This window comes from Paenibacillus sp. PK1-4R, from assembly GCF_030369595.1.
Lineage (GTDB): Bacteria > Bacillota > Bacilli > Paenibacillales > Paenibacillaceae > Paenibacillus.
The window spans coordinates 2,432,348-2,457,844 of sequence record NZ_CP126535.1 but is presented as its reverse complement, the minus strand read 5'-3'; the positions used below and the strand labels follow the sequence as shown (position 1 = coordinate 2,457,844).

Here is a 25,497-nt window from a genome sequence, read left to right as displayed (position 1 = left end):
CAGATGCCAAATCGGCGTTATCTGATATGAGGTGAAACGATGACATTACAGAGCGAGGTTAGAGATTCTGGCCCGTTACGAACGATAATCCTAAGTACCGGCGCTTTAATGTTGGTCATTGCGGTAGTTGCTTCCCCCAAAGAAGCGTTTGATGCCTCTATTCAAGGTCTGGATATATGGTGGAAAATCATCTTCCCTGCCATGCTCCCGTTCCTCATGTTATCCCAAATGCTCACTGCGTTTGGATTCACCCACGCGATCGGCGCCTTGCTCGGACCGTTAATGCAACGCTGGTTTAGGCTTCCAGGCAACGCAGGTCTGGCGATTGCCGTTGGCATGTGCGGCGGATTCCCCGCAGGAGCAGATGCAGTATCCCGTTTATTTCAGGATAGACAAATTACCGCCAAGCAGGCGGTTGTCCTTGCGGCGGCATCTCATTTTGCCAATCCAATGATGATCATACTGGTCGTTGGTGCTGCTTTTCTCCACCAGCCAGCAGCCGGATATTTTCTACTCATGGTCCACTGGATCAGCGGCTGGATTGCTGCCATTCTTGCCACACGTCTCCTGCCTGCACCGGGTAACCAGAAAGACAGGGTTGGCTCGACAGCCGTACAAGCAGATAAGAGCTCTCTTGATTCTCAGCCTGCAAGTCCTGCAAGTTCCGCAAGTCGCTCATCTGCACCCCACCACGCAACGTTCAAACGACGCAGTGTATGGTCTGATATGATGATTGCAGCCAGAGAAGCCCATAGTCGTGATGGAAGAGGATTTGGCAAACTGCTCGGTGACACCGTATCCCAAGCTGTACAGACCTTGATGATGACTGGAGGATACATGATCGGTTTTGCCGTATTTATCCGGTTGGTCTCCCTATATCTGACTCCCGGGTCCTCTGCTGCGCTGTGGCCAGCCTTCTTTGAGCTTCATCTGGGCACCTATCATTTGAGCCAGACTTCACTTACACCCATGCTGCTCATATCTCTACTTGCAGCCGTTCTGGGATGGGGTGGATTATGCTCCCATCTGCAAGTCTCTGCTGTCCTGAGAACAACTGGTCCAAGCAGCAAATCGATGTTGTACTTTGCCGGAGTTCGTCTGACTCATGGATTAATTGCCTTTTTCATCAGTCTGTTCCTATGGATGCCGTTCAGCCGTTATAGCACAGAAGTCTGGACCACATTACAGACGAATGCAGAGCAGGACCTCTCAACACCATTTGGTTGGCTACTCATACATAGTCCTGGTAACACATACACGATCAACACCGTTTGGAGCGTCTTCCCTGCTGCATGCATGGGTCTTGCGTTACTTCTTGCAGTCATGGTTAGTCTATCGGGTCTTACCTTCTGGTTTAACCGCCGGTTTTCTCGCTGATTTTCTGACGGAGCGCAGCTTCCACTTCAGGTGAGACAAGATCTGTAACATCTCCATGATAATGAGCGATTTCTTTGACGATGCTGGAACTTAAATAGGAATACTTCGGATTCGTCATCATAAATATCGTTTCCGCATCCGGATTCAACTTGCTGTTGGTCGATGCCAATTGCAACTCGTATTCAAAATCAGTTACCGAGCGTATACCACGAACGATGACCTGAGCTTCCTTTTGCCGGACGTAATTGGCCGTCAGATCGCGGAAACTGTCTACCTCCACATTTGGTAGATGGCGGGTTACTTCCGTAATCAGTTCTTTGCGTTCCTCCACCGTAAACAGTGGATTTTTGCTCATATTGTTCAACACAGCCACAATGACGCGATCAAATTGCTTTGACGCTCTGGCGATAATATCCAGATGCCCCATCGTTACGGGATCAAAACTTCCAGGATATACGGCAATCCGTTCCTGTCGATGTATCATTTCAGTCATGAGGAGCCTCCTCTTCCGGTGTAATGGCTTCTCCATCTTCAACTGCTTCAGGCGCATAATAATAGATGGATACTGCCGTCTCCCCATACAAAGCCTTGCGCGTTTGTTCAAACGGGCCGAATTGCTCAGGGTAATCATGTTTGGATTCATATTCAAGCACGATGGTTGCTTCGGGTTCCAGAAGTTCCAGTTCGTGCATGCTTAACATCAACTCGTGCCCGTTCTTCATGCGATATGGCGGGTCGAGAAATACCAGATCAAACGTTGTGCCTCGCTTGGCGAGTGCCTTCAATGCCCGACCTGCATCATTACGATATACGGCCGCCTGGTCTTCCAGCTTGGTCGCCTTCAAATTCATGCGGATAACTTCAATACTTTTTGATTCCAAATCAACAAAAACAGCCTTGTCCATGCCGCGGCTCAGCGCCTCAATACCGAGACCTCCACTGCCTGCAAACAGATCCAATGCTGTGCCGCCCTCAAAATAAGGACCAACCATGCTAAATAACGCTTCCTTCACCTTGTCGGTGGTCGGCCGCGTACCCGTGCCAGGAACAGCCTTCAGCGGCCTGCCTTTTGCACTCCCAGATACCACTCTCACTTGACGAGTCACCTTTTCTCTATGTAAGTTTATTGATACGACTATCGTACCACACTCGGGTTCAGTTTGAAAAATGTGCGGTCTTCATTTCCCTTGGAAAATTGTTGACGAATTGTTGACGCATATGTATAAAAAGGAAACAATCGGGCGATTCTATAATTATCGACATCACAAGTGTCGTAGACAACCGCGGAGAAGACTTACGTTTCCCCATAAGCTCTTCGTCCGGTTTCTCCTCTCCCATGAAAAGTAGGCCCTCGAAAGAGGGCCTATTTTTGTTGTTTATATCACTTTATTTTGTTAGTTATACTTTTCTTCAAATTCACTTATTTCGGCTTCATCTTTGGTCTGCAACCATCCGATCTCCCTCAGCCACATGCCCATATCTGCGATAAACTCATTCACTTTTAAATGTTCAATCTTGTATTTCTGGATCTTTTCACTCAAAAAAGCATAAAACTCATGGCTTAACGCATACCGTTGTTTGCTTTTGCTTAATGTCTTATACCGATCCTCGCTAACCACCAGATCGAAATATATAACATTCTCCTTCTTCACATGCCTGACCGTGGATCTTCTCTCGTATTCCTCAGGGAGACACCTGAAAACAAAGAATAGTTCAATATCAACTATTTGATATTTGCTTTCTGCTTGATCAAAAACAGGCTGCAACTCATCCGATAGATTGGCAACCTGCGTTAATCCTGAAGTATCCGTTGATTTTTCGAAGATCATTATTGAACTCCTCCCGTTCATTTTCACCATTCAGAATACAACTAAAAAAGGTTGACTAGTGATGTAATCTCCGTCAACCTTTCCTATGTTCATCCTCCTTGTGCCTTGCCCCAACGTAGCAAGACCTCACGAGTTCAACTCTCTATGTTTCCGATTGGAAATCCGCAAATTGATCAATGGAATGATAAGTAAAACAACCGGCAAGAGAAGATTTATCGAACCCGTCTTAATCATCATGAAGGTAATAAACAACACTGCGAGCCAGGTTATAATCTCCATCATTTCATATTTGGTTAACGTCAGCTTGAAAGCTTTTTTGGAAATGAAACGAATCAAGAAATAAGCGATCAAGCTATAAAACAGAGTCATTCCCAAGATAGCAACTAGGATTATGAGGTACATATCCACCATAAAAATCTCACCCGACCCTTATATATTTCCTTAATTTTACCATATAAGCAATAGGGTGTCATTCCAAATTCGGAACCAGCGCTTCTTCAAGACTCGCAAATAACGCTTTACTTCTCTTCAACAACAATCGTTGCATTATAGATCACAACACGTTTCCCATTGAGATCAAATAATACTTTATTGCCGTATTCCGTATCTTCCACGTCAATTTTGCCATCATAGGTCTGAATCAATTCACCATTATTGCTGTACACTTTAACAACCCTCTCCAGCCCACCCGAGTTATTGGACCTCATCGTTTTGAGTGCACGTTCACCTGAAGCGGTATTGAAATACCATATGAAACATCCAACAATGATACCCAAGAAGACCAACACCGTCACCCATATACCTGTCTTTGCTTTTTTACTCATCTTGAACCCCCTCTTATGTTTCCTGTCTCGTACATTACGAGGTTGGAGAGAGAACGGTTTCATACAATGCCCTCTCAAGCTGTTCGTTGACATAACAAAACAGAGGCCTCCGATGAGCGAAGACCTCTGTTCTTTATAGTATACATTCTTTATTCTGTACGATTCTTTTACTTACAGTGCTCGAATGACAAATTCAAATGTCAGTTCGCCGTCTGAAGGGATCAGGTATTCCGGATGAACTGGAGCACCCCAGCTATCATCACCGCCAACACCCATTTGTTTACCTGCTACAGTCACGACCGTATAGTGCACAGGAGGTAATTCGTACGCATGCTGTGCGTTCTCCAGCTCAAATGCTGTATATGGTGAGACATTCAGCTCGACTGGAGTTCCGGATGCTTCAATTTTGAAGCCACGTCCCGCGTTGTCTGTCAATTTGGCCCAACGTACGCCCGTACGGTTGCCTGATTCCTGTGGTACCAGATATGGAGCCATGGTATCAACTACCTTGCTGCCATGGATACCCAGACGTGCGCCAAATGCGCGGTCTGCATAATTTTCTTCGGGTCCCATCGCGAGCCATTCCACGTTTTCGAAGTCAGGTGATGTTCTGAAGGACAATGCATGAATTGGCAGGTTTGGCAATCCAGCTGTACCTTTGTACGTATTATGCACACGTACGCTTCCATCTGCATGAACGGTATATACCACTTTCACTTGTACATCCTCCGAAATGTTGAGCTTGTACGTGAACTCGATCCGGTATTGATCCGGTTTCTGTTCCGCTTTCCACTCTACAGAACGTGGCATCAGGCTCGCTGCATACCAGGCACCCAGTTCGAAGCCCATCGCCATACCTTTGTCATTATCCGTCATTGCACGCCAGAAGAGCGGTGCAGGTGGTACAGCAATCGTCTCACGACCGGACAATTTCAGGGAAACCAGTGTCCCAAACTGTTTGGAGAACAGCGCATGTGTCTTGCCAGCACGAACACCAATGTTAACGTCACCTTCAACCACCTGTACATCACTTACAAGGTTCAAGTCGACTTCAACTGCATCATTTACCTGATCCTGTGTGAAAATAAACTGTCCAAATGCCACTTCTTCGCCTTTGTCAGCCCACAGTGTAGCAGCTTTCAACACAAGTGCAGTGTTCACAGCATACTCGCCACCCGTCAGAGCATCTGCACCCAGCGGAAGTTTCACAACCGTCTCGCTTTGTGCATCCACGTTCACTTCCAATGTTCCACGCAGTACTTCATGCCCCTCGCGCTCCAGGCTGTATACCAGTTCCAGCGCAGATGTATCTGCGAACAGATTACCGTTCACGATTTTAACGCCTTCACGATCCGGGAATAGCTTGATGTTTTGATACAGGAATTTAACCTCCTGCATTTTCGCAGTTACTTTACGGTCAGCATGGACGATACCGTTGCCACAGAACGAATAGTCTGATGGACGATCACCAAAATCTCCGCCATAAGCGAGGAACTCTTTGCCGTAACGATCTTTTTTATAAATGGATTGGTCGATGTAATCCCAGATGAATCCACCTTGATACATCGGATATTTGTCTTCCAACTCCGTATATTTGTGCATACCGCCAATAGAGTTACCCATGGCATGCATGTACTCACAGCTAATATAAGGTTTCGTCGGGTTTGCATTCAGGAATTCCTCAATGTCCGCCGGTTTGGCATACATGCGAGTCTCCATATCACTTGTTTCATCGAAACGGCGATCATGGAACACACCTTCGTAATGTACCAGACGTGTTGGATCAGCCGATTTGAAGTATTGGGATACTTTGTAGATGACTTCACCACCGTGTGATTCATTACCACAAGACCAGATCAGAATGGACGGATGGTTTTTGTCACGCTCCACCATGGATACAGCGCGGTCCATAACGATATCATGCCATTCCGGTTTGTCACCTGGAATAACCCATGAAGGCTCAACGGCACCAAGTTTCTGCCAAGATCCGTGTGTCTCCAGGTTCATCTCGTCAATAACATACAATCCATATTCATCACACAGCTCATACCAGAGACTTTGGTTTGGATAGTGTGACGTACGTACAGCATTCATATTATTCTGTTTGATCGTACGAACATCCCACAGCATATCTTCCTTCGTAACTGCACGTCCACGACGCGGGTTGAACTCATGGCGATTCACACCTTTGAATACGATACGTTTACCGTTGATGTGCATCACTTTATCAATCATTTCAAATGTACGGAAACCAACGGCTTGAGGAACAACCTCAACCAGTGCACCCGCAGCATCATATACACGAATATAGAGACGATACAAGTATGGAATCTCTGCGCTCCACAGGTTCACTGTACCGATATCTTCACGAAGACTTACTTGTCCATCGTTAACTTTGGATTCAAACGTTTTAACGGTATTGCCTTCACGATCACGAAGTTCAGCCTCTACACGTGCTCCTGCAACCGCTTTTCCTTCCAGCTTCAGATCCACTTGCAACGTACCGTTGGTATAGGACTTGTCCAGATCTGTGCGAACATGAACATCACGTACGTGCGCAGCCGGGACCGTATACAGATACACATCTCTGAAAATACCCGAGAAACGCCAGAAATCCTGGTCTTCCAGCCAGCTGCCTGTGCTGCGTTGATACACCTCAACTGCGAGCTTGTTCTCTCCATCCTGTAGGAATGGCGTCAGGTCAAAATCAGATGGCGTAAAGCTGTCTTCCCCGTATCCTACGAATTGTCCGTTAAGCCATACATAGAATGCAGACTCTACACCTTGGAAAGAAATATATACCGGATTCGACTCCCAACCTGTCGGCAGGTGGAATGTGCGAATGTAACTTCCAACCGGATTTTTATCCTGCGGCAATGCCGGCGGACGAATTTCGTTCAGGCCATCCCAAGGATATTGTGTATTTACATATTGAATCTGTCCGTATCCTTGTAGCTGGATGTGCCCCGGAACTTCAATATCATCCCAGCCTTCACTGGAAAAATCGGATGTATAGAAAAACTCAGAACGGCTGTCTGGACGAATAGCATAGTTAAATTTCCACGTACCATTCAGATCATAACGCATGGACATCGCGCTTGAACCTACTGCCTCTTCCATTTTTTGGTAATAACGGTGGTCGGAATAAGCATGCAGACGGTTCACCTCAAATACACTTACGTCCCCCAACCAGTTGATATCTGCCTTTGTTGCTTTCATCGGCTCTCTCTCCCTTTAAAACGTTATAGTTTGACTTATTCAAGGTTTACTCTGGATTTCCTTTTGCTTTACATAAACAAAAAAGACAGAGGTACGCCATAACAGCGCCCTCTCTTCTTTCCTGCACCCGTCATTTGCACGGATTATGCTGTTTTCATTACTTCACGGAACCTACCATACCTGCAACAAAATGTTTCTGCATGATGAAGAAAACGATTGCTGTAGGCAGTGTTGCAATAACGATTGCTGTCATGATTACTCCGTAATCTGGAGAATAACCAGCACCCAGATTTGAGATCAATAGCGGAATCGTTTGTTGGTCAGGTGTTTGCAATACAATGAGTGGCCACAGATAGTTGTTCCAGCTACTCATGAATGTAATGATTGCTGCCGCTGCATATGTTGTTTTCATGGTTGGCATATAGATCTTCAAGAAGATGCCGAGTTCACTCAAACCATCAATACGTCCAGCTTCGAGCAAGTCTTTCGGGAACATTTTGGTGTTCTGACGGAAGAAAAAGATCAGGAACGCTGTTGCGATGGTTGGCAGGATCACTGCTGCCATCGTGTTGATTCCGATAACCGGTGCAACTCCCGAGATTGTTGCGAACATACGATACAATGGTACCATAATCGCTGCAAACGGGATCATCATGGACAACAACAGGATATTAAACACGACATCACGGGACTTCGTGCGATATACCTCGAAGCCATAACCTGCCATGGAACCAATAAACAGTGCCAAGACAGTGGAGATTACAGAGATAATCGCCGAGTTTCCGAGAGCCTGTACCAGATTTGTCGAATCAATCAGTTTGTTGAAGTTATCAATGAAAGCTGAACCCGGCAGCAGTCTACCCTTGGTGACATCGACTGATGCATTTGTTGAACTGACCAGCATCCAGAAGAAAGGGAAAATGGATACAAAGGCGACGATGGATAGGAACACATACGTGAAAATCCGTTTTGCTTTAGCTTTAGCCATTTTTATTATCACCTGCCACTTTAAACTGGATGATGGACAATACAATAATCAAGATTACGATGGAATAAGACACTGTTGCTGCATAACCGAAGTCCGGTGAATATTTGAACGAAAGGTTGTAGATGTATTGTGAAATCGACATGGTCGCATTACCTGGACCACCTTTGGTAATATTCATGATCTCATCGAAGATTTGTAATGTACCAATCGTTGATGTGATCGACGTGAAGAGGATAATCGGTTTAAGCAAAGGTACTGTGATTTTGAAGAATTGTGTAAAAGCATTCGCTCCGTCAATTCTTGCAGCTTCATAGATCGATTGATCGATGTTTTGCAGGGATGACAGATAGAAAATCATGTTATATCCGGTCCAACGCCAAGTAACGGCGATTATGATCGTAATTTTAGCCCAGAACGGGTCTGTGATCCATTGAATTGGATCGCCAATAATGTGCAACCCCATAAGGAATTGATTCACCATTCCATCTGGTGCAAACAAATATTTGAATACAACAGAGTACGCTACCAATGAAGTTACACAAGGCAAGAAAATCGCTGTACGGAAGAAGCTCCGGAAGCGTAGTGTGCTGTCATTCAGCAATACGGAAATAAACAAACCGAGAATAATCATTACAGGCACTTGAATGATCAAGTAGATAAATGTATTCGATAATGCTGTACGGAACGTTGTATCAACTAACAATCTTTTGTAGTTAGAAAGGCCCGAAAATTCAAGATTGGCTCCTACACCAGACTTGAACGATAAGAGCAGCGCTTGGATCATCGGGTAGAAGTAAAATGCAACAATCCCGACAACAGCCAGCAAAACAAAAGCCCATCCAGTCAAATTATTTTTCTTTTGGAGACTGTCTCCTGTATTCATGGCTTTCACAGTATGGCTCCTCTCTCTCCATGGAACATGGGTAGAACCCACGGAGCCTCTCGCCATATCCGGTTCGACTTGCGCCGGACATGGGAGACGGCTCCGATGTTTCCTAGGGTTCTATAAGTTACCTTGGGTATCTTAGTTTAATTGTGCTTCAGCTTGTTTTTGTGCATCAGCCAGAACGTCATCGATTGATTTACCGTTCAGGAATGCTTGCATTTCTACTACCAGAATATCTTCAATGGCATATGTGTTGATACCATAGTTTACGCTTGGAATTTCTTTCGTCCAATTCGCAAAGTCTGTGAAGATTTTTTGTCCGCCGAAGTACTCGTCTGCTTTGGCATACGCGTCACCATCAACTGCTGGTTTGTACGTACCAATTGCGCCGATGTTGTTCAACAGATCTTGATACAATTGTTTGTCAGAACCAAATGTTTTTGCTACAAAATCAGCTGCTTGATCTGCACCAGGAACGTTGTTCATAACATACCAAGAGCTACCACCCAAGTTGGATGCGTGAACAGAGTTTGGTTGACCAGCCATTTTCGGCATTGGAGCTACAGCCCATTTACCGGATTGGGAAGCTTCTTGACGTACAGATGGTGAGAACCAGTTACCTGTAGGAATTGTTGCTACGCTACCGTTATTGGCGTTGGCAACGAATTGACTCCAGTCAGAGTGCAATTTAACAATGTTGGCATCCATCATTGCTTTGTAAGTAATAAACGCTTCTTTCAGAGCAGCATTATTAGCAATGTCAGGTGTTTTACCATCTTCTGCGGAATACCATTTACCTGCAGTTTGGATCATCATACGAATCAAACCAAGGTCATTCGGGTCAAGAGAAAGAAGCTCTTTACCTGTTTTAGCTTTTACGTCTTTACCAATTTGGATGTAGTCATCCCAAGTGATGTCTTGCAGGTCAGCTGCTTTGTAGCCAGCTTGCTCCAGCAGGTCTGTTCTGTAGTACAAACCAGCAACGCCGGAGTCAAATGGTACTCCGTATTGTTTGCCATCAAACGCTGTTGGTCCGAGTTTGTAATCTGCAAAATCGGAAGCCGTGATACTGGAAGACAGATCTTTGAACGCATCAGGATATGCATTCAGGAAGCTTTGTGAACGATAGTCTTCAATCAGAACTACGTTTGGAAGACCGCTGGCAGTTCCGGAGTTAAGACCTGTGTTCAGTTTCTGAATGATATCAGCTTGAGCGTATTCAATGATGTTAATTTTCACATCAGGATTTGCTTTTTGATATGCTTCTTTTGCTGTTTCCATTGCAGCTACGTTAAAAGCTTTGTCCCAAGCCCAGACCGTAATTTCGTTTGTTTTTTCGTCACCACCACTAGCGGAATTACCTCCGCCACCGGATGAACATGCGGACAACAGCAGTACTGTAACGAGCATCAATACCCACATTTTTTTCAAAACATTCAACTCCCCTTCGACCTCTTTGTGTGTAATTTGTTTACGTTTTCTGAAAGCGGTTGCTTTCGATGTATTCATCTTATCATTCCCATATCTCCATTCGTTAGTAATAATTTTGTACGGATTTGTCATCTTATTGCCACAATGAAAACCTTTACAGAAACCGTTTGCATTAAATTTGGTTTTTTGTAATTTCTTTTGATTTTGTAATTTCTTGATCTTGAAATAGTACAAAAATGATTTCACCCGCTTTACCTCTGACACGTGAAAATCCCCCGCCTCTGTAGAAAACAGAAGCGAGGGATCTCGATTTTAGTGTATTCAATCGAATCGGGTTTCAATTCAACTCGTGATTAAAGGCAATGTAACCGTTACTCTCGTCCCTTCACCGACATTGCTCATAATCGTGACACCGTAAGGTGAACCATATAATAACTCAATACGGTCATGTACGTTGCGAATACCGATACCACTGAATAGTTGACGATTGTTCTTTGGATTGGGCAATGTTTCTCCCATGACAAGCCCTTCAATTCCATCACCATTGTCCATAATCTCACAGATGAGTGATTCTCCCGCTCTGGAAACCATGACATGAATCGTACCCGTTTCTTTCTTGATAAATCCATGGAAAAATGCATTCTCGATAAACGGCTGGATCACCAGTTTGGGTACATGATAGTGTGTACAATCCGGAGCAACGTAGAAAGCTGCTTTAATCCGGCCACCATATCTGACGTGATTAATGAAGACATAATTTTTCAAGTTCTCGACTTCTTGCTCCACTGTAACCGTCTGACTCACATCACTGATCGTATTTTGCAGCAATCCAATTAATGCGTTAATGGTCTCCGCAGCCCTGTCTTTGTTGCCTTGTTGCACCAGAACTTTGACAGATGCAAGTGTATTGTACAAGAAGTGAGGATTAATCTGACTCTGTAATGCCGCAAGCTCTGCGTTGCGTTGTTCATGCTGTGTCTGTACTAATTGATCCACATAATCATGCAGTTCATCAAGCATGTAATTGTAAGCATGACCAAGCTGCCTGCTCTCGTAGCTTCCACTCACCGGAATGTAGTTGTCCAGATCACTTTTTGTAATGTTGGACATCTGCTTCACAAGTCTGCGCAGTGACTTGGTAATCTGGCTGGTGATGAGAAACACAAGGATGAGTGCCCCCACAACGATAGCTGCACAGATCAGGGCAACCGTCTTCATGTCGATAAGTTGACCCATCGCCAGGTCCTTATCCACTACATTGACAATATAAAACCGATAGAACGGTAAATACTCGGATAGCACAACGCTATCCTGATCCATCACACGAGCATTAATACTTCTCGGAGAGTTGTTGTTCATATCCCGGGCATACGATAGCAAATCCAGCTGAGTTGTTCCGATCCAGTCTTCACGATTCGATGATACAATCTCACCTTTTTCATTCATAATGACCACATCATTGCCACGACTTGTAAAGCTGCTGTAAAATTGCCGGAATATGTCTTCTCTCATCGTGACATAGAGCGTACCGTATATTCGGCTGCGTGTTCGGTCCGTCAACGCTTTCGTCGCAGAGATCATCTGCTGACTCCCGATCGTTGCCTCGTTTTGGTAATCATCAAAGATAAGACGACTGGGCGTCTCAGCTGCTTCCATCGTAATTGGCTCCTGCTTCAATTCATCCACGGACAACTGAAGGTGAGCACGATTCGTGGAATAGCTCCGTCCATTAATCCCGATAATTGTTATCCCTACTTCGTAGGATTCGGTTATGGATTGAATTCGATCCATCGTTTCCCTCATATTATAGAAGGATTTGGCCATCGTGAGGGAATCGGCATCTCCTTCGGACAGGAATCCTCGGATCGATCCACTCTGCGTCACATTATTCGATACGGCAGCAATGGCCTCATTAAAGGATTCAAAATTTGTCTTGATCTGATTAAGCACCTTGGAGTTTGTGATACTGAACGTCTCAGTAAACAGATTGGTTGACATGTGAATGGTCGTCCATAAGATGAGTACAGAAACGAGGACAATACTGACCACCATAACCAAAAACAACTTGGGAAACAATCCGAGACGAGATAATTGGTTCATCCATTTCTTCATGATTTTATCCTTCTGACTTTATGCCCAGAATTTGCGCCGGTATCGGCTTGGTGATAATCCAGTGAATTTTTTGAACACTTTGCAAAAGTAACTATGATCGGAATAGCCTACCATACTGCTAATCTCAGAGATCGTTACATCATCGGATCGGAGCAGTTCCTCGGCTTTTTCTATCCGAATTTTATTTAAGTATTCATTAAATCCTTCTTTTTTGTGAGATGAGAAATAACTGGATAAATACGATGGATTAAAATGAAAATGCTTGGCTACTTCAGCAAGCCCTAGCGGCTGATCAAAGTGCTCATGCATGTAATCCAGCAGCATCTTCATGTTGGGATCACTTCGTTTTCCACCCGCACCAGCGGTGCACTCCTGAACTTCGGTCATGAATTGGTCAAGCACAGTCATGACTTCGTCCAGACTTGAAGCCCCGTCCACATTTTTAAAATACGTATATTTGCTCTCTTCCAGCCCGGCGGACTGGACATCCATATCCGCGAGGGTAATGGTCACGTTGAAGATCAAGTTACCGAGAAATGATTTGATCTCAAACACATCGGCAATATAATCCCGTCCAAGTGTTTTTGCATGATCCTGTAAATACTCCCTTGCCGCTTCGACCCGGTTACGCTTCACATGCTGCAAAAACATATTCACATTAAACTGGTAACCTGCGGGATGCATTGGAGGCAGTTCACCATACACCAGGATTGGTCGATCCTTATAATAGAAGCGATATTCAATCAGCTTAATCAGATGTTCCCGGTAAACAACACCCATCTGTTCAAATGAAGTAAAGCTTTCACTAAGCACCCAACCAGGACTGCCTTCTCCTGCTGCATTTTCACTGGCCAACTGTCTGATCCGTTCAAGCATCCATTCATCTCTCGCAGGATCGACATTAAGAAGCATTACAGGTAATGTACCCTCTGCGGGAACCATTGCACATTCTACTTCAGGCAGATCGCTCCTGAGCTTGGATTCAATCTGTTCCTGATCCATCTTCAGTGGATTTCCCACAGCACCCACGGGTTTATACACAAGCAAGCGAAAGGATTCATACGGAAAGGTATCTCGAATCATCGGCATTTCGCTATCTTCATCCAGTGTAAATCCGGACAGCATCTTCTCCATCAGTTGCCCAAGTCTCCAGCCATCGTGCGACGGCTCGAACTGTAGCTCCGGAATTTTACCCGCTGTGCGTTGAAGGACTTGCAATAATTCATTTGTATCCAGCTTGGGTTTCAGTATATAATCGGCTGCCCCGTGCTGAAGCGTTGAACGTACATACTCGAATTCACTGAAGCTGCTAAGTACAATAACTTCAATCTGCGGATTACTGGCTTTTAGTGTACGGACAAACGTTTCGCCATCCATGACAGGCATGACAATATCGGTGATCACAATATCCGGTTTTAACAGGTTCACCTGCTGTAATCCTTCTTCACCGTTGGAAGCTTCACCCACAATGATAAATCCTTCCGCTTCCCAGTTCATATGGTGCTTTATGCCCTGTCTTACCAGAAACTCATCGTCAACAATCAGCACCTTGCACAACCGGTTCATGATCGCGACCCCCTTGTCTAATCTTTCCTCTATATCTGTACAGGCTATACCAACTATTATATATCGGTTATAAACACTTTCCAGTGTTAGCGGTTACATTAATTTTAAATTGATTGTACATCTTTTTATATCTTAAAATGATCCTTTAAGCAATGGTAACTATCTATAGTTTACACTATATTTCGACAAAATAAGAAGCCCCGACTCGCCATTTGATCATTTGGCGAATCAGGACCCCTATTTCAATCCTATTTCGTTAAATCACTCACTTATGGTTCAATTCCCCATTGGAGACTTCCCGCGATATAACCGGTGACTTTGGACCAGTCCGTATAGGAAGTCTGACTACCTGCAAAAGAATAATCATCTGTTTGCGTATAGTTGGTCCAATTGTTCTTGGAGATGCGCGTATGGATTTCCGTGCTTTGTCCTGCATTCAGAGTTCCAGCGGAAGCTGTGAATCCAATCTCAAGCACGTGGTCAGCACCTGTCCGAACTGGATTGAGTGCACTGAACGTGCCTGTTACATTCGAACTGCCAGCAGTCGCCCAGTCAGCGAAGAAGTTCTGAGGCTGTTCACCGTTTATCGTATAATAGTATCTGATTTTCACATCAGACAGATTCAAAGCTGTAGTACCCGTATTTGTCAGTTTGAATTTGGGACTAATCGAGCTGCCCGTTGCTGAAGTGTTGCTGTTAAACATCTCAATGCGTATGGTTCCAACAGGTGCAGCTGTCGTGTCTTTAATAAGCAGATTCAAGGTCGCATGAGCGCCTGCGCTGAATTGAAAGGTTAGCGCCGCTGCGCCATTTGGCAGTGAAGCCAGGTAGTTTTTACTTAATACGACCTCATTGCCTGTCAACGTGTAATCTGTACCTGAAACCAGCGTTGCATTCCCGTTGCGAATGGAGACAAGTGTATTGCCGTTCAGCGTTAACGTGACTGGAATATTAACCTGATTGCCTGCTTTGCGATCAAATTCGGCTGTAACCGGTGTAATCACAGAGTTGGTCACTGGTGTACCCCCGCCGTCTCCACCGCCATTGTTACCTCCAACACGGTCAGCATATAAAATTCCGCGGCCATTTGTTCCGAGATATACTCTTCCATACAAACGCGGATCACCCGTAATAGTGGTTACACGAGCATACTGATGCTGATCATCATTGATACGAACCCAATTAGCCCCACCGTCATCGGAACGGAAGAATCCACGTGTTCCATCGATCTGTGCAACCGTGTATAACGCAACAACGTTTTGCCCAGGGGCCGCTTTACCAAATCCGATACTGTCTGCTTCCTCTACATTGGCAAGCTTCGTGAATGTCGCTCCTGAATCCGTGGAATGCCATAATCCGTAAGGACCTTCTTCCTCACTACCACCAGCAAACCAGAGTTCGCCTTCAACGCCTGGAACGGCATCCAGATCGGCATTTCCTTCCATCGGAAGTCCGGTCGCAGGTGAGGCCGTGAAAGTAGCACCACCATTCACACTCACATAGATTTTACCGGCTGCAAATCCATAAAATTTGTTTGGATTGACACGATCCGAAATCACTTTTGCCTGTGCAGGTATCCCCGTGCTTGCCGTCCATGAATTGCCGCCAGTCGAATAATGTACACCTTTATCTGATGTGCTCCATACGAGTCGGTTACCATTCGCAGAGATGGCTACGGTCCCTCCTCCGGTTGTGCCGGCAGGTTCTGCATTGGCCTTATACCACGTAGTACCTCCGTCACTGGACAAACCAATGGATTTTGCATTTGGATCAGCAGCATAATCTGCTTTACCTACGCGAACCATCGTATTTGGACTTAACTCTGCAAAATCCAGACTTTCTGTGGAAGAATAGTTCGGGCTCGTAAATATGGTAGCTGGCGCCTGGTCCAGATTGTTATGACGGAATCCGGAGACATCCCCCACTCCGCTTATCAAATGTGCACCACTTGGCGGGCTGATCAGATCCAGTACGGCAATCTCCTCAACCCCTTTCGCCATCACTGAAATATTGATTTTTTCGTCATCATCCCAGTCTGTCAGGTTCTTCGTTCCATAGATCGTAGCACCTGTTCCATACATCATGCGATCCGAATCAAACGGATCAATCTCCAGATCACCGATCATCCAGCCCAATTTTGGGGTTGTTTCGGGTGGGGCAGGATTGGTGCCAAATGTGAGCCATGGCGCTGCCGAAATATCCTGTGTATAACGCAACTTCCGGTTCGGATATCCTTCAAATTCCCATATGCGTGTCCACGTTGCTCCGCCATCTGTACTGCGGAACAAGGTGGCATCCGGCCACCAGGAATTCAATGTAGCGACCATCAATGTACCGGGATTCTGTGCATCAACAGCCAATCCGCCATATCCAAAATAATTATCCGTGCTGCTGCTTGGAACAGGGCTGATGTTGCTCCAGACACCTGTCGATGTATTCAGTTTCCACACGTCACCTTTTTCCCCATCATACGGTCCAACACCATCGCTGTACGTAATATAGAGGCTTCCGTCTGAATCAAACACACCATGATGCGGAATATAACCTGTAGGTTGACCAGCAACTGCTGACCAGGTCAGGCCGCCATTTGTGCTGCGATACACGCTTTGAGCTTTATCCGCAACACCCACATAGATTGTCTGGGTTGCTTGCCCTGCCGAACCTGTTGTTTTGTCAAACGTAATCCATGCCAGACCTACGATGTCACTGGTATATTCATTCGAAGGATCTTGCACATAATTTCCCGGATTCGGGAAGCTTGTGACTTCGGTCCAGGTCACACCGTAATCGGTACTTTTCCATAACCCATGACCACTTCGTGCACCGAAATACAGGATACTGTTATCATTTGGGTCCACGGTCAGGCGTTCTCCCATTGAACGTCCCGGCATGTTGCCACCCACTTTGAATGGAAGTGTTGTGGTTTGCCATGTATCTCCCCGGTCCGTAGAGCGCAAGATGGAGCCATTATTTTGGTCCCACGAATTCGTATACGTCCCAACTGCCATATACACCCGATCGGGATCAACCGGGTCCGTAGCCAGTGCATCCACACCATTCTTGTTCCAGTCATCCCAGCCAACAAAATCTGTTAAGGGTATCCACCTCTCGTCAGCCGCATTCCAGCGATAGGCTCCCCCGATATCCGTACGGGCATAGATCAGATCCTTTTCCGACTCGTTGAAAATAATGCCCGGTACAAACCCGCCTCCTGCACCCGTCACCACATTTTTCCACTCATAGGCTTCACTTGGTGCCGCCAGTGTCGTTCCAGCAAGTCCTCCCAGCGAAGCGGTTACTACGGCAACCGTCAGGCTCATCATTCGCAATTTACCCATAAACGTTCTCATATCAACTTATCCTCCTCTTCTACTTCGTTACTGCATTTCGGTCTATCCCCGCTGTCTCATCGTGCTGATGATGGCGTGCCAGACGAATCAATGCATCCCTTGATACAAGAAGCCTCACCCCCTTTCAGTCACATTGTTAAGCGCTTACATAATTGTTCTTGATTCGTGGTTATCTGGATAATACTTTCAATAAATAACATTCGCTGGCAATCTCCAAACCCCTCTGTCGAAATTCCGATTTTTGTAAAATATTTTCAGTGTTTAAACTTGTTTATACAACAAAAAAAGCCGCTAAAATAGCGACTTCAATGGGATATAGATTAACACAAGACTTCAACAGTAAATCCACCAGGGGCTTCAACATAAAAAGTATAACCGTGTGCATGTTTAGGTGCGTCTACTTCAAAGCCATTGTCTTTCAAAAGACTATATATTCTGTCAACCTCTTGTTCGGTCGGTTGGGGAAATCCGATATGAAAAGTCACTGGATAGAGTACGTTTTTACCCTTCATTAGAGTGAGAATAAAGCCTTCATCATCAAACATAACTGCAAATGCGTTTCCTCTCGTACCTTCACATTTCATACCAAAATAAGTCTCTAAAAACTCGCGAGCAGCTGGAACATCAGTAACTGTTAGGTTCAGATGATTTAATTTCATAATTACACCCTTTCCTACATATTTAATACGTCCTCCGTAGAGCTTTATCTTCAATCCAAATAATACCACAAAATGGAAGTATTCGGTCCGTTACTTTAATGAAAAGTCGTTTTATTTTTGTTCTATACAGACGATAATCTAAATCAACAAAAAAAGATGCTGTTAGAACAGCACCTTTTGACATTTTATATAAGAGTAAAAAATGAAATCGTTTCTTTACCTGGCAAACCAGGCAGAGGTTCACTAAGGTTCACTGCATGACTGGCACCTGTTTATTTCTGGCTACCATAAGCGTGAGTCTCCTGCCCTTTAACCCCCGGTCTGATGACAAAAAGTGAGCCCGCATCCGGTGTCTCTTTCAGACGTTCTTCCTTAATCCCTATACGTGCTGTTGTAATGTATAACTCTTCGAGATCCGGTCCCCCAAAACAGCAGGATGTTACCTGATCTGCCGGCACCTCGATCTGTTGCAACAGTTCTGATGTATCAGGATTCCAGCGAGTGACTCTTCCTCCGCCCCAGTGCGCAACCCACAGCATGCCCTCACCATCAACCGTCATCCCATCCGGAAAACCGAATTCCTCCGGTATGTGAATGATACTTGTCCGATTCTGTATCGTACCTGCCGTCAGATCAAAATCAAACCGGTCAATAGAACGTGTCGGGGTATCAATGTAATACATGTTTTGCCGATCTGGACTCCAGCCCAGGCCGTTGGATGTAGACACACCTTGTACCATTGTGCGAACGGGTTGCCCTTGCTCCAAACAATACAACGATCCGGCTTTGCTTTCATTATTCATGCTCATCGTGCCTGCCCAGAAGCGGCCCTTCGCATCACATTTTCCATCATTAAAACGATTGGTATCCTTATCTTGTTCGGGGTCCTCAATGGCATGCAGCTCACCCGTATGCAAGTGATACGTATGGAATCCACTGCGTAAAGCAACCAAAACTTCGTCACCACGATAGGGAACAACAGCCCCGACATGTTCACCGACATCATAAGCCTGATCCTGCCCTGTAGCCGGATCATACACATGCACCTTAAAACTTTCAATATCTACCCACAATAATCGATTGTTCTCCGCATCCCAGCTTGGACCTTCCCCCAGTAATGCCGGGGTTTGTACTGCTACAGTTACGTCGCTCATGCCATCACGTCCTTATTCAGATTTGACGCCGCCTGACCATTCGAATCCGATGGCATCCAAGAATGCTTTGGACAGTACCATATGGCCCGTTGCATCCGGATGTACCCGGTCATAAGTCAACACAGACGTATAGAAATGATCCCAAAATGGAGCAAATGCAGCCTGTGTATCCACATACACCGCATCATACTCACTGGCTACCCTGCGTACCGCTTCTCCGTAGATATCCATCGTTGCCCGCATCGGGTCTTCCGGATTGGCCTCAAGATAATAAGGCGTCATTAGTACCAGACCTTTCAGGTTGGGACGAACCGAAGCCACCAGTTCACGCAATGTGGATTCGTATTCTTCAAGAAACACATGTGAGTCTGTTGACAATGGGTTGTCGAACTGACGCCATACATCATTAATGCCAATCATGATCGTCAGCCAGTCCGGTTTAAGGTCAAGCACATCACGATCCCAGCGCTGTTTCAGATCACGAATCGTATTTCCACCATTACCCACATTCTGGACACGCAACATCAACTCCGGATATATGGACCGCAAGAGGGCATAGACTTGCGCTACGTAACCATGGCCCAGACCTGAACTGCCTTCACCTACAGGATGTTCCCGACCACAATCCGTAATCGAATCCCCGATAAACAAAAGCTTGTCGTTTTTTTGCAATTTCATCGTTATTTTCTCCTTCGCTTCAAAGCGCTAATATACGGATTACTCGATTAGTCAGGACCGTTCACTTGATACCGGCCAGAAAAATTACCAGCCTTGATTCTTGAGCCATGTGAGACACAGATCCGACCATACCCGAATCGCATGGTTGTCCTCAGCCAATCCAAGACCATGTGAACCTTTCTCAAAAACGTGCAAATCATAGGGAATGCCATGCTCGCCCAATGCAAGTGCGTAACGCAAGCTATTCTCTACAGGCACTGCCTGGTCAGCGCTGGTGTGCCAGATGAACGCTTCAGGAGCATCCGCTCTCACCTGCTGCTCCGCACTGAAAGCCTTGATCTGCTCGGCAGACGCGTCAGACCCAAGCAAATTCTCACGGGAACCAGCATGTCCATAGGACTCCATCGTAATTACCGGATAACAGAGAATAACTCGGTCCGGGCGTGAACTCTGGCGTTCAATGAGGTCCTCATGATCGGGTTGTCCCTCGTCATACAGCGTTCCCAGTGTTGCTGTGAGATGTCCGCCTGCGGAGAAACCAAGTACTGCAATCTTGGCAGGGTTGATGCCATACTGCTCAGCATGAGCACGAACATAACGTATGGCACGCTGACCATCTGTTAAAGGTGCAGGATGCTGGTGAGGCGCCACCCGATATTTCAGGACAAATGCACTTATACCTGCACGGTTCAACAATTCAGCTATTGGAGCACCTTCATGATCAGCCAAAAATCCATAACCGCCACCTGGACACACAATGACAGCGCTCTCTGAACCGGGGTGAATAAATGGAATCAAATGTGGCATTTCGTCTTCATGGCCCTGGGCTGCATAAGGTGCAGCATGATCCCATAAAGGTATAGTTGTTGTCATCTTCAATCATCCTCTCCAAGTAGAACGGAACCATGGGTCCGTTTAAACGTTTTCGAATCTCAGGAATCGATACCATCATAACGGTAATGACCCTAACGCATCAATACCTTCCTGGCATCACTTTTTGATCATTTGGGTACATGTTAGTACAAATTACGGAACTGTTCAGGAGTCACCCCCTCAATCCTGCGAAAGGTTGCAACAAAATGGCTTGCATCTCGAAACCCTACCCTAACTGCAGTTTCCCTAATCGTGGGTCTATGTTCTGCGGTCATGATTTCCTTGGCTTTGCGAATGCGCAGCAAAATAAAATAACTGTAGGCTGTCATGCCAAAGGACTGCTTGAACAAGGTATTCAGATGTCTGGATGAGATCCCTGTGAGGTCAGCCATATGTTCGAGCCCAATCTCGGGATTCGCATAATGCTGTTCCATGAATGCAATGAGCGGAGCGAGTCTCTCCACGGCATGTGAGATGGAAGAACGATTGCCCGTCATGCCATGTTTTTTGAGCAAAATCAGAAATCGGTATATATCCGCTGACGCTTCGAGTCCCGATAAATCCTGATCACTTCTGATTGAATCCAGCACTTCCTGGCCGTAATCGTTGAACGGACTGCTCTGCTCCCACTGATGGAACGCCGCTTCACCCAGACTAAGCGACTCCAAGATTGCCGGACACTGGGAACCGCCAAATGTAATGTAAAGAGTCTCCCACTCTCCTTGGGCGCGCACATATTCATGCGGTTCATTCGGCGGCAGCAAAATACCTGATGCTTCCCCCAGTATGACCGTGGACCCGGCAAACTTGAATTCTCCGGCTCCCTTCACGGTCTGAAGCCAGTGGTAACAGGGATACCCCACAGGTCTGGACACCTTCTCCTGATTGCCGTTATAACCCAGGCTCTCAATATAAAGGGGTAGCGGCTGATCACGTGATGTCATGAAATATCGTTGATGTCGGGGGGAGATAAACATGGGATGCCTCCTTGGGTATAAGCTGAAATACACTTCCGTATTCTTATATGAGTCATTACTTTTATTATATTTTAAAAGTCATATGTATCATATAGTATAGGATTATTCTTATACAAGAGGTGAACACATTGATTAGCAGCAAACTGCCCAAAATGTTCTACGGGGGCGATTATAACCCGGAACAGTGGGATCACGAAACCCACCTTGAAGACCTGCGCATGTTCCAATTGGCAGGCATTGATATTGCCACAATCAACGTATTTTCATGGGCACTGATTCAGCCTGATGAAGTTACTTACCGTTTTGAAGAACTCGACCAACTCATTAATCGTTTATATGAAAATGGTGTCTATATATGCCTTGCAACAAGCACTGCTGCCCATCCGGCTTGGATGGCAAAGAAATATCCAGACGTGCTTCGTGTAGATGCCGATGGACGCAAACGCAAATTCGGTGGGCGCCATAATTCCTGTCCCAACAGCCCGACCTATCGCAAATACGCTGAGAAGATTGCAGATAAACTGGCCGAACGATACAAGGATCACCCTGCGGTTCTCGTATGGCACATCTCCAACGAATATGGCGGTGAGTGCTACTGTGACAACTGTGAGAAAGCGTTCCGCGTGTATCTGAAAGAACGCTATCAGACTCTGGAACAGGTCAACAAAGCATGGAACACGAATTTCTGGGGGCATACCTTCTACGATTGGGACGAGATTGTATTACCAAGCAACCTGAGCGAACATTGGGGTAACAATAATTCAACGTTCCAGGGAATCTCGCTGGACTATTCTCGCTTCAACTCCGACAGCATGCTGGATTGTTATCTGTTGGAATACAATGCGATCAAAAAACATATTCCGGACTCCGTTGTGACTACCAATCTGATGGGATTCTTTAAACAATTGGACTATTTCAAATGGGCAAAATATATGGATATTGTCTCCTGGGACAGCTATCCCGGTCTCGCAACACCCGTCAGCTTCACGGCAATGGCTCATGACCTTATGCGCGGACTGAAAGATGGTCAACCGTTTATGCTGATGGAGCAAACACCAAGTCAGCAGAACTGGCAGCCATATAACTCCCTGAAACGTCCAGGTGTCATGCGTCTGTGGAGTTATCAATCTGTTGCGCACGGGGCCGATACCATTATGTTCTTCCAGCTTCGCCGCTCCATCGGTGCTTGTGAGAAGTATCATGGTGCAGTTATTGAGCATGCTGGGCATGAGAATACACGTGTATTCCGCGAAGTCGCTGAGCTGGGTAAGGAATTGCAGATCCTTGGAGATACCACGCTGGATGCATCTGTTGAATCCAAAGTAGCGATTGTGTTCGACTGGGATAACTGGTGGGCCATCGAAAAATCAAGCGGACCTACGGTTGCCCTGAACTATGTGGATCAGATCCATAAATACTACGCAGCCTTCTTCCGCCGCAACATACAGGTAGATATCATCAGTGTGGATACGGATATGAGCAAATACGACATTGTCCTTGCCCCTGTCCTTTACATGGTTAAACCAGGATTTGCCGTCAAACTGGAGAAGTTTGTTGAAGCAGGTGGAACATTCCTGACAACCTTCTTCAGTGGCATTGTCAACGAGAACGATCTCGTGACCACAGGTGGATATCCGGGAGAACTTCGTAAACTGCTCGGAATCTGGGTGGAAGAGATTGATGCCCTGCTGCCTGAGCAAAAGAACCGCATTGTCCTCAAAGAAACCTACGGTGATCTTCAAGGAGAGTATGGCTGCGGTATGCTATGTGACCTGCTGCACAGTGAGGGAGCTGAGGTCATCGCGGAGTATGGAGACGACTTTTATAAAGGCATGCCTGTTGTGACACGTAATACCTTTGGTCAAGGTGAAGCATGGTACGTTGCATCCGACCCGGATGAGCGCTTCCTGGATGGTTTGCTGGGACAGCTTGCAGCAGCCAAGAACGTAGAGTCCTTGCTTGAGACACCAGAAGGTGTTGAAGTAAGCGCACGAACCAAAGACGGCAAGCCCTACCTGTTTGTCATGAACCATAACGCAACCACGCAATCCTATGATCTGGGAACAGCTAAGGCACATGATCTGCTCACCAATCGTGAGCTTTCGAGAAGTGTTGAGATTGAAGCCCGTGGAGTGCAATTGCTCGAAATGAAATAAGCGATTTCGCTTAATTGGAATTATTCGGAATGAAAAAATGTGATAGAAATACCCGTGATACAAAGTGTCACATATTCATTCCTTTTATACTTGTTATTGTCTTCAGCAAGGATATTGGTATAGATTTCAGACCTTTATCGTCTTCTGTAAGCCAAAAGCTGCTACTTCCCGTATCCGTCTACACCGGATACGGGTTTTTGGCATGATCTGTGGTCTTTTTGATAGAAGGAAATATCAGTATGCAAAGCGAATTGGACGAGAAACACATTTTAACAAAGCCTGCCGGAACATGCTTGTGAATCCTGATGTTGATCCATTATAAAATAATGAACAGTTGAAATATTGGTGACACTCATGATGTCACTTATTCGTTGTTACAATAGGAATATAACTACGACATCACTTTCCGGCGGCGCAGATCGAAACGGAGTGGCTGACATGAACAGAACAAATCGGCTTGCTGCCATCGTAATGGCATTACAGCATGGTCACGAAACGGCACACTCATTAGGCGAGAAATTTGAAGTTTCCCGTCGCACGATTCTTCGGGATATTCAGTCCCTCTCCGAGATGAATGTGCCCATTATTGCCATTTCCGGTCCGGGAGGCGGTTTCAGACTTATGGAGGGTTACGTCTTACCCCCATTACAGCTGGACCCGGTAGAAGCAGCGACGCTCATATTCGCTCTTGAAGGTCTAAGTCGCTACGCCGACACACCCTTTCATGAGAAACGCTGGACCCTGATGAACAAAGTTAAAGCCATCATTCCGGATGATATTATGTCGCGAATTGATCCCATGCTCAAACAGCTGCATCATCATATTCCAGACCGCAATTACATTCTTCCTCATCTGGACGCACTGCTGGCATGCATACCCGAACACGGGTGGCTTAGTGTGCTATATCGTTCCGCAACACGTCAGCGGTGGTTGCATATCTGTCCCTCACGGGTATATGCTTCCTCCGGCTTCTGGTACTGTGAAGCATATTCGATCGAACATGGTGAACAGCGTCTGTTCCGGGTTGACCGAATTATCGAAGTCAAAGCGATCGAACCACAGGATGCACAGGTGCTTAACGAACAGGCGCAGCAACAACAGAGCAAGCCGATCCCTCCGGAACAGCCGCCAACCCTGGTTAAGGTACAACTGAGTTATCGGGGAATGATTGAAGCTGAACAGGACGAGCATATTGGTGAAAAGATGATTGAAATTGCCCCGGATCTCTGGGAATTATCATTCCTTTGTCCACCAGGGGAATGGGACTGGGCCGTCCGATTCTTTTACCGATTGGGACGTGAAGCTGAAGTGATTGAACCCCTCCAACTTCGCAGTGAGATTCGTCAGCATGCCGAGGAAGTGAGCCAAAGATACCTCGCTTCAACCAAGTCGTAGCCTGACTACACACAAAAAGGAGC

19 protein-coding genes are annotated in these 25,497 nt (G+C 45.9%); 3 read left to right on the top strand and 16 right to left on the bottom strand.

Translation table 11 applies throughout. The annotated features are described in order from the left end of the window. Nucleotides 1–39: 39 nt before the first annotated feature. Nucleotides 40–1,377, top strand: a complete 1,338-nt coding sequence (locus QNO02_RS10730; RefSeq protein WP_289391982.1) for a nucleoside recognition domain-containing protein — start codon at nt 40–42, stop codon at nt 1,375–1,377. On the opposite strand, the gene coaD is transcribed toward QNO02_RS10730, so the two are convergent. From coaD to QNO02_RS10650, 16 genes are all read right to left on the bottom strand, one after another. Continuing rightward, nucleotides 1,355–1,861 carry a pantetheine-phosphate adenylyltransferase gene (coaD, locus tag QNO02_RS10725; protein ID WP_085981453.1) on the bottom strand — a complete coding sequence of 169 codons (507 nt, stop codon included), beginning with the start codon at nt 1,859–1,861 and terminating at the stop codon, nt 1,355–1,357. The two genes, QNO02_RS10730 and coaD, sit on opposite strands and share 23 nt — an antisense overlap. A gap of 1 nt (nt 1,862) precedes the next feature. Next, nucleotides 1,863–2,471 (bottom strand): 16S rRNA (guanine(966)-N(2))-methyltransferase RsmD, encoded by a 609-nt coding sequence (rsmD, locus tag QNO02_RS10720; RefSeq protein WP_289391980.1) that lies wholly within the window; start codon nt 2,469–2,471, stop codon nt 1,863–1,865. Nucleotides 2,472–2,771: 300 nt separating this feature from the next. Next, nucleotides 2,772–3,206 carry an Imm44 family immunity protein gene (locus QNO02_RS10715; protein ID WP_289391979.1) on the bottom strand — a complete coding sequence of 145 codons (435 nt, stop codon included), beginning with the start codon at nt 3,204–3,206 and terminating at the stop codon, nt 2,772–2,774. A 518-nt stretch (nt 3,207–3,724) separates the two neighbouring features. Beyond that, complete coding sequence (locus tag QNO02_RS10710; RefSeq protein WP_017689244.1) at nt 3,725–4,030, bottom strand: hypothetical protein; 306 nt, start codon at nt 4,028–4,030, stop codon at nt 3,725–3,727. A gap of 171 nt (nt 4,031–4,201) precedes the next feature. After that, on the bottom strand, nt 4,202–7,249 hold the full coding sequence (lacZ, locus tag QNO02_RS10705; protein ID WP_289391978.1) for a beta-galactosidase, LacZ type: 3,048 nt from the start codon (nt 7,247–7,249) through the stop codon (nt 4,202–4,204). A 157-nt stretch (nt 7,250–7,406) separates the two neighbouring features. Further along, complete coding sequence (locus QNO02_RS10700) at nt 7,407–8,237, bottom strand: carbohydrate ABC transporter permease (RefSeq protein WP_062833750.1); 831 nt, start codon at nt 8,235–8,237, stop codon at nt 7,407–7,409. Further along, nucleotides 8,230–9,120, bottom strand: a complete 891-nt coding sequence (locus QNO02_RS10695; RefSeq protein WP_036610887.1) for a carbohydrate ABC transporter permease — start codon at nt 9,118–9,120, stop codon at nt 8,230–8,232. The genes QNO02_RS10700 and QNO02_RS10695 overlap by 8 nt, the downstream gene beginning before the upstream one ends. A 141-nt stretch (nt 9,121–9,261) precedes the next feature. Then, nucleotides 9,262–10,545 (bottom strand): extracellular solute-binding protein, encoded by a 1,284-nt coding sequence (locus QNO02_RS10690; RefSeq protein WP_240768107.1) that lies wholly within the window; start codon nt 10,543–10,545, stop codon nt 9,262–9,264. A 351-nt stretch (nt 10,546–10,896) separates the two neighbouring features. Continuing rightward, nucleotides 10,897–12,666, bottom strand: a complete 1,770-nt coding sequence (locus QNO02_RS10685) for a cache domain-containing sensor histidine kinase (RefSeq protein ID WP_091031974.1) — start codon at nt 12,664–12,666, stop codon at nt 10,897–10,899. Nucleotides 12,667–12,684: 18 nt separating this feature from the next. Beyond that, nucleotides 12,685–14,232 (bottom strand): response regulator transcription factor, encoded by a 1,548-nt coding sequence (locus QNO02_RS10680; protein WP_289391976.1) that lies wholly within the window; start codon nt 14,230–14,232, stop codon nt 12,685–12,687. A gap of 269 nt (nt 14,233–14,501) precedes the next feature. Beyond that, complete coding sequence (locus QNO02_RS10675; protein WP_502921863.1) at nt 14,502–17,582, bottom strand: cellulose binding domain-containing protein; 3,081 nt, start codon at nt 17,580–17,582, stop codon at nt 14,502–14,504. Between the two features lie 320 nt (nt 17,583–17,902). Continuing rightward, complete coding sequence (locus QNO02_RS10670; RefSeq protein ID WP_062323243.1) at nt 17,903–18,241, bottom strand: VOC family protein; 339 nt, start codon at nt 18,239–18,241, stop codon at nt 17,903–17,905. Nucleotides 18,242–18,513: 272 nt separating this feature from the next. Continuing rightward, entirely contained in the window at nt 18,514–19,395 is an 882-nt protein-coding gene (locus QNO02_RS10665) for an SMP-30/gluconolactonase/LRE family protein (protein ID WP_289391974.1), read from the bottom strand. A gap of 12 nt (nt 19,396–19,407) precedes the next feature. Beyond that, entirely contained in the window at nt 19,408–20,073 is a 666-nt protein-coding gene (locus QNO02_RS10660; protein WP_047842445.1) for an SGNH/GDSL hydrolase family protein, read from the bottom strand. A gap of 84 nt (nt 20,074–20,157) precedes the next feature. After that, nucleotides 20,158–20,946, bottom strand: a complete 789-nt coding sequence (locus QNO02_RS10655; RefSeq protein WP_249911107.1) for an alpha/beta hydrolase — start codon at nt 20,944–20,946, stop codon at nt 20,158–20,160. A gap of 143 nt (nt 20,947–21,089) precedes the next feature. Next, complete coding sequence (locus tag QNO02_RS10650) at nt 21,090–21,923, bottom strand: AraC family transcriptional regulator (RefSeq protein ID WP_091031988.1); 834 nt, start codon at nt 21,921–21,923, stop codon at nt 21,090–21,092. A gap of 128 nt (nt 21,924–22,051) precedes the next feature. Between QNO02_RS10650 and QNO02_RS10645 the strand changes: the two genes are divergently transcribed. Together QNO02_RS10645 and QNO02_RS10640 are read left to right on the top strand one after the other, a co-directional pair. After that, the gene (locus QNO02_RS10645) at nt 22,052–24,079 is read left to right on the top strand and encodes a beta-galactosidase (RefSeq protein ID WP_289391973.1); all 2,028 of its coding nucleotides are present in this window, start codon (nt 22,052–22,054) and stop codon (nt 24,077–24,079) included. A 438-nt stretch (nt 24,080–24,517) separates the two neighbouring features. Further along, a complete protein-coding gene (locus QNO02_RS10640) occupies nt 24,518–25,474 on the top strand; it encodes a helix-turn-helix transcriptional regulator (RefSeq protein WP_289391972.1) in 957 nt (318 codons plus the stop codon). Nucleotides 25,475–25,497 lie beyond the last annotated feature (23 nt).